Genomic DNA, 6,483 nt, shown 5'->3' on the forward strand with positions numbered 1-6,483 from the left:
CGTCGAAACCTCCGATGTGGTGATGTCGGAAATCAATCAGCATCTGTACGGAGGGGAAATTCGTCTTTAACACCTCCGTAGGCACTCGGGTTCGCACGTTCTGCAGCAACCCTTCCGGCCATGTCGTGGTCGAGAATCACAGCGGAGCGATGGCTGCCAACGGTCATTCTTTCAAGGATCCGGCGCTGGGCTCGTCCAATACCAACTTTGCGCTGCTCGTCTCACATAAATTACGGAACCGTTTGATAAGCCGAACGAGTATGCGCGTGAAATATGCAAACGGGCCAACGATTTGTCCAATGGCGGGATCATCGTCCAGAAATACGGGGATATTTTGCGTGGACGGCGCTCGACCGAAGGGCGGATCCGGGAAGGATTTCTGGAGCCTACCCTGAAGGAGGCTGTACCGGGGGACCTGGGTCTCGTTCTGCCCTACAACACGATGAAAAGCCTGATCGAAATGGTCGAGGCGCTGAACCATGTCACGCCGGGCATCGCTTCGGAGCATACGCTTTTCTATGGCGTCGAAGCCAAGTTCTACTCCGCCCGTCCCAAGCTGTCGGAGACGCTGGAGACGGAAATCCGCGGGCTGTACTGCGGCGGCGACGGAGCGGGGATTACGCGCGGTCTGGCCCAAGCCGGGGCGGCCGGCGTATGGATTGCCCGCGGGATCGTGGAGTCGCTGTCCCGGTAAACATCCGAGGCAGCACCTGGTACTTAATTCGAATGTTGCATAACGGTGATGAAGTTGTCAGGGGAAACGAGTAGCGACGATATTACAAGCGTTCTGCTTCCATCAGAAACGACAGCGATAAATATGGGCTACACCGTTCCTCCAACTCTGTGATCATTTCAAACAGAGACCCTAAACCCAAACAACCCGGACAGGATCCCTCCTGCTGGGTTGTTTTTTTAAGAGATCAGAAAGTATAAGATTCGGAGCAACCGCTTCCGGATCTCGCAAGAAAAACTTCCTTTAAACGCGGTCTGTCTTCTTTGAAGGTACGTCGATAGACGTTTTTTTTATATACCTACCTCATCTCCCATCTGGTACGATGTTGTTGAATTTAATGCTATGAACATTCTGGGGGTGAACCGCTTGAAATTCATGATTGTAGACGATGAGCCGCGGCACCGCCGGGGTATGGCCGGGATGCTGCTGGCGAGCCGGCCCGGCTGCGAAGTGTTTACGGCCGGGGACGGAGCCAAGGCGCTTGAAATGGCCGGCATCGACCGGCCCGAGGTCATATTTACGGATATCCGGATGCCGCAAATGGACGGGCTTACGTTCCTGCGGCGGGCGAACGAAGCCTTGCCTTACAAGCCGCGGATCGTGATGCTGTCCGCGTACAACCTTTTCGAATATGCCCAGGAGGCATTGCGGCAGGGGGCTTTTGATTATTTGTTAAAGCCGGTTGATGTCGACAAGCTGGAGGAAGTGCTGGAGCGGCTGGAACACATCTACCGTGAAGAGTGTGAGGCACGGGCTCGAGCCATAACACTGGAGCAGCAAATGACGGCAGCTTCATTGGCCCATCAAGGGCGTTTGATGCAGCAGTGGCTGTCCGGCAGCCTGAGCTTGGAGGAGGAACAGAGCTGGCTTTCGGCCGGAATCGTGGATGGTCCTGGTGTGGTCATCGTTTCAGAGTTGGAGCCAGCCAGCGGGGATGGGAGCGTCTCTGCCATGGAACATTCGGATCGCGGGAAGTCATCAGGGTTCCACGCCCCATCGCCTGACACTTACACCGAACCCCGCTCCGCCTCTCTGACGGCCGATAGGCTGCACCGAGCGCTGGAGCGCGCCTGCTCTGCCTTCGGTACGGCCTTGACGATCGCCTGGGATGCGGCGGATTGGACGCGGCCGAGGTGGGTCACGATCCTCCAAACGGGTACAAGCTTTGGTGAAAAGCGGGAAGACATCCGCATGGGGCTTATGAGCCTACAGGCAGAACTCACCGCTGTAGGGTATTCCGGCAGATGGGTGCATGCGATCGGAGAAGAATGCGTTGATCTAGCCGAGGGGGGCCCTCAGTCTTACCGGACGGCTCTGGCTGCGCTCCCGTATCTGTTCTACGACCAGCATGGGGCGATCTTGTCTCATGGCGAGCTTCTGCCGGTACATCCGGTTTTAATGTGCTCTGCCGCAGAACTGTTGGATCTCCTGAATGCCGGCGATACGAAAGGTGCAAAGGAATTGTGCCGTACAGCCGTGACCGTCATGTCGGCTGACGGCATGGCCGAACCGCAGTCCGTCAAGGACCAGACCTGCCTGCTCCTGCTGAAGTTGGCGGACAGCAAATCAGGGTGGGGGATGAACCCGCTGACGGAAGAAGCTGTGCGGCAGATCCGCACCTGCCGGCGGTTTGTGGAGCTGCTGGAGATTTTGGATTCGGTGCTCGAGCAAATGGGCGTCACGCTGAAGGAGCAGAAAAAAAGCAAACGCGAGCTCGTGATCGACAGCTGCCTGGAGCTGATGCGCGAGCGGTACATGGAGGATTTATCGCTGGAATCGGTGGCGGAGTCATTCCGCTTCAACCCGTCTTATTTCAGCACCTTGTTCAAAGAGGCCACAGGCCGTTCTTTCTCGGATGTTCTCATTGAGATCCGGATGCGCAAAGCCGAAGAGCTGCTGCGGGACGGCAGCGGATTAAAGGTGTACGAGATCGCCGAAAGGTGCGGCTTCCGCGATACGAAATACTTTTCCCGGAGCTTTAAAAAGCATGTCGGCGTTACGCCGGAGGCGTACCGTCATTGGGCCGGGCAGCAAAAATCAGGGGAGGGGAGGTCCAGATGAAATTCCGCTCCAGGCTTCTGGCCAGCTATGTCGTCCTCATTGCGCTGCCCCTGCTGCTCCTGAGCTTCATCTACTACCGGAACAGCTTGAGCTCGATGCGGGATCAGGCGCAAAACAACGTGCTCGAAATCGTCAAGAAGAGCAATGAAGTGATGGATACGAAGCTGAGGAAGGTAGACCAGGGCAGCTTGGCCTTGTTCGTCGACCGGGACCTTTTTCGGATCTTCAACCAGCTGGATCCTTCCGTTCCGTCGGAGCTGCTGAATGCGGACAGGCAGGTGTCCGCCATTCTGAGCAAGTATTTTACGCAAAATGAGGATGTGTACACGTACCAGCTGTGGACCTCCTACTACAGTTTCGGCTCACAGCGCAATCTTCCGCAGGGGGATCCGACTCGCACGGCGCTGTATCAGGAGGCGGAGAGGGCACATGGCAAAATGGTCTGGTACCCGACCTACGATTTCGTCCAAATGTTCGATCAGCCCTGGCTGCAAAACAGCGATATCGAATACCGGTATATGTTCTCCGCCACCCGCCTGATGGAATTTTCCTATGTCGATAATTCCACGATTGCCAGGCTGCGGCCGAACGTGGAGCGGCCGGTACTGACGATTGGCTTTAAAGCGGACTTTTTCAACTCCCAATTCGAGCAGAGCATTCCGACAGGATCAAGCTATTTGGTGATTGATCCGGATAACAAGGTCGTGGCCAGCTCGAACGCCTCCCAGGTAACCCGAGTGTTCAATGAACAATGGGTGAACGCCATTCGAAAGGCTGGAAGCGGAACGCAGCGATTGGTCCTGGACGGCCAAAAGACGATCCTGTGCTTCGACCGCTCCGCCGTAACCGGCTGGCTATCGGTGGTCATGATTCCGGAATCCACGCTCGTCCGCGGCTTTATTCCGACCATCCGCACGTCGACGATCCTGCTGGCCGCGCTCCTGGCATTGATTGCATACTTGTTCGCTTATTTTATCGTCCGCAAAATGACAGGCCCGATCCGGCAGCTCTTCACCGCCATGCGCTCGGTCGGCGAAGGGGACTTTCAGACCCGGGTAGAAGTCAAAACCCATGACGAGTTCGGGGTGCTGCTGCAGCGGTTCAACCGGATGAATTCGCGCATCGAAACGCTGGTGAAGGAGAACTACGAAATCCGAATCAAGGAGAAAGAGGCGGAAATCATGGCGCTCAATATGCAGATGAACCCGCATTTTCTTTACAATACGCTCAACATCATGAACTGGATGGCCATCGAATCGGGACAGAGGGAGCTGAACCGGATGCTCGTCCGCCTGTCCAATATGCTGCATTACACCTCGCGCAAGGACTACGGTTGCCGAGGAGCTCGAGTGGATGAAGGACTATTTTACATTATGGAGGCCCGCCTTGAATCGAAGTTCACGGTTCATTTTGGCATCGCTCCCGAGCTGCTGGACACCCCGGTGCCGCGGCTGCTGTTCCAGCCGTTCGTCGAAAATGCTATTCTCCACGGCTTCGAGCAAATGGAAGAAGGGGACGCATCGAAGTTACCGGAGAGATAAAGGGCGGGACTCGTGTGCTGGTTGTTTCGGATAACGGGCGCGGCATGAGCCGGGAAACGATTCAGCGGATTTTGTATGCAGAGTCCGCCTCGATCGGAATCAAAAACACGATTTCCCGCATTCGTCTTGCGTATGGGGACGAGTACGGCATCGATATCGAATCCGCTGTAGGCCAGGGAACACGCGTGATCATCACACTGCCCCACTTTTCTAATCAAAGTCCACCATTCCAAAAATAATCCGGTTTTGAAAGCGCTGCCTAAAATCTATAATCAAAGGCAACATAGGCTGCAGCTATGAAATCATTCGTAAAGCAGGAGAGGGGTTAAAGTTCATGATGAAAAAACACCGAAAGCCGCTGACGGCAGCGATTGCATTTCTGCTCACGGCAGGATTGCTGCTGAGCGCCTGCACCCGGTCGGAGGAAAGCGGCGGGCCTGCAGCCGGAAGCGCGGACAAGGGGGGGACCCAGGCGGCGGCCGGCGAACAGATCAAGCTCCGGCTCACCTTATGGGGAGCGCCTAATGAAATTGCCGTAAACAAAAAGGTCATCGCCCGGTTCGAAGCAGAGCATCCTAACGTGAAGGTCGAATTGCAGCAGATTCCTACCGATTACGACACCAAGCTGACGACCATGGTTGCCGGCAACGATGAACCGGACGTAGCGATGATGGAATCGGCGACGATCGCCTTTCCGCTTGCGGAACAGGGGAAATTCCTGAATCTTCAGGAATTCCTGGACAAGGACCCCGAAATTAAGGCCGATACTCTGGTTCCGAATATCACCTATTCCTCGGAGCCTGGCAATATCATCGGTATAGCCCCCGGCCCGGAATCGTTTACGCTTTTTTATAACGAAGATGCCTTCAAAGAGGCTGGGTTGACGCCGCCGCCTTCCAAGGTATCGGAAGCGTGGACCTGGGAACAGTTCGTGGACACCGCCAAGAAGCTGACCTTGGACAACAAAGGACGGAATGCGGACGATCCGAATTTTGATCCGAAAAACATTAAGCAATACGGAGTGAACCCCGGCAACTGGTGGGGAGCGTACAGCAGCTTTATTTTTTCAAACGGCGGCGACTTTGTCTCCCCGGACGGCAAGACGTTTGCTTTGAACCAGCCGGAAGCCGTCGAGGCGCTGCAGAATATCGCCGATCTGATCAATAAGTACCACGTTGCTCCGTCGCCGCTGCAGGCCAAGAACATTCCGGCAACAAATGTGGCTCTGCAGACGAGAAAAGTGGCGATGGTGATTGACGGACAATGGAATACCAGCACGCTTGCGGAATCGAAGGTTCACTTTAACGTCGGGGTGCTTCCTGTCATGAAAAAGCCGGCGACCACGGTAGTTTGCGCGATGTTTTCCATCTTTAAATCGACCAAGCATCCCCAAGAGTCCTGGGAGCTGCTCAAGGCGCTTATTGACCCAGATGCGTCAATCGAGATGCTGACTTACGGCACATGGATGCCTTCGCTGAAGGACTGGTATACGGATGATGCCCTGCTGTCGAAATGGGCGGTGAATCAGCCTTCCCGGCCATCAGGCTACAAAGATGCGGTTATTGACGTCGTGCTCAATCATAGCCATGCTACGCCTACCGGTTACGTTAAGAACTTCAACAAGATCATGGATATCGTCAATCCTGCCATGGATAACGTATGGCTGGGCAAGACAACGGCCAAGGAGGCCATGGACAGCATCGCGGCTAAGGCTCAGGCACAGGTGCAGGGACGGCGAGACGTAAAATAGGGGGCTTAAAGTACACATGCAGACAAACATTCCGATGAACGCTCCGGTTCCTGTGCGCCGCAAGGCGGGCGTACGGGAACGCAAAGCTCTGTTCTACGGGCTGCTGTTTACGGCTCCGGCGGTAATCGGGTTTATTCTGTTTACCGCCGGTCCCATGATCGCGAGCTTTGTGCTGAGCTTGACCGATTACAACGTATTCAAGGAGTCGGTGTCCTTTATCGGCTTCGACAACTACGCCCGGCTCTTCTCCGGCCAGGACGAGAGCTTCTACCGCTCGCTTGGCGTCACGTTTTATTCGTCGTGCTGCGGGTGCCAGCCTGCATCATCATTTCCTTCATTATCGCCCTGCTGCTGAACATGAACATTAAGGCACGCGCCTTGTTTCGGACGATCATTTA

At 55.3% G+C, this 6,483-nt stretch carries 5 protein-coding genes and 1 pseudogene; all 6 read left to right on the forward strand.

From position 1 onward, the window contains the following. Positions 1 to 694, forward strand: a pseudogene (locus CPT76_RS28275) (NAD(P)/FAD-dependent oxidoreductase); the annotation flags it as partial. Between the two features lie 414 nt (positions 695 to 1,108). Next, positions 1,109 to 2,794 carry a response regulator gene (locus CPT76_RS28280; protein ID WP_258168883.1) on the forward strand — a complete coding sequence of 562 codons (1,686 nt, stop codon included), beginning with the start codon at positions 1,109 to 1,111 and terminating at the stop codon, positions 2,792 to 2,794. Continuing rightward, entirely contained in the window at positions 2,791 to 4,335 is a 1,545-nt protein-coding gene (locus CPT76_RS28285) for a sensor histidine kinase (protein WP_258168869.1), read from the forward strand. The genes CPT76_RS28280 and CPT76_RS28285 overlap by 4 nt, the downstream gene beginning before the upstream one ends. A gap of 14 nt (positions 4,336 to 4,349) precedes the next feature. Beyond that, entirely contained in the window at positions 4,350 to 4,574 is a 225-nt protein-coding gene (locus CPT76_RS40720; protein ID WP_258168870.1) for a sensor histidine kinase, read from the forward strand. Positions 4,575 to 4,669: 95 nt separating this feature from the next. Next, positions 4,670 to 6,085 (forward strand): ABC transporter substrate-binding protein, encoded by a 1,416-nt coding sequence (locus CPT76_RS28290; RefSeq protein WP_219845481.1) that lies wholly within the window; start codon positions 4,670 to 4,672, stop codon positions 6,083 to 6,085. A gap of 16 nt (positions 6,086 to 6,101) precedes the next feature. Beyond that, positions 6,102 to 6,440 carry a carbohydrate ABC transporter permease gene (locus tag CPT76_RS28295; RefSeq protein ID WP_258168871.1) on the forward strand — a complete coding sequence of 113 codons (339 nt, stop codon included), beginning with the start codon at positions 6,102 to 6,104 and terminating at the stop codon, positions 6,438 to 6,440. Positions 6,441 to 6,483: the final 43 nt, after the last annotated feature.

The sequence above is a fragment of the Paenibacillus sp. AR247 genome, from assembly GCF_002968895.1.
GTDB lineage: Bacteria > Bacillota > Bacilli > Paenibacillales > Paenibacillaceae > Paenibacillus_AQ > Paenibacillus_AQ favisporus.

Coding starts and splice junctions, on each gene's coding strand:
- CPT76_RS28280 (WP_258168883.1), top strand. CDS start 1,109: ATGATTGTAGACGATGAGCCGCGGCACCGCCGGGGTATGGCCGGGATG.
- CPT76_RS28285 (WP_258168869.1), top strand. CDS start 2,791: ATGAAATTCCGCTCCAGGCTTCTGGCCAGCTATGTCGTCCTCATTGCG.
- CPT76_RS28290 (WP_219845481.1), top strand. CDS start 4,670: ATGATGAAAAAACACCGAAAGCCGCTGACGGCAGCGATTGCATTTCTG.
- CPT76_RS28295 (WP_258168871.1), top strand. CDS start 6,102: ATGCAGACAAACATTCCGATGAACGCTCCGGTTCCTGTGCGCCGCAAG.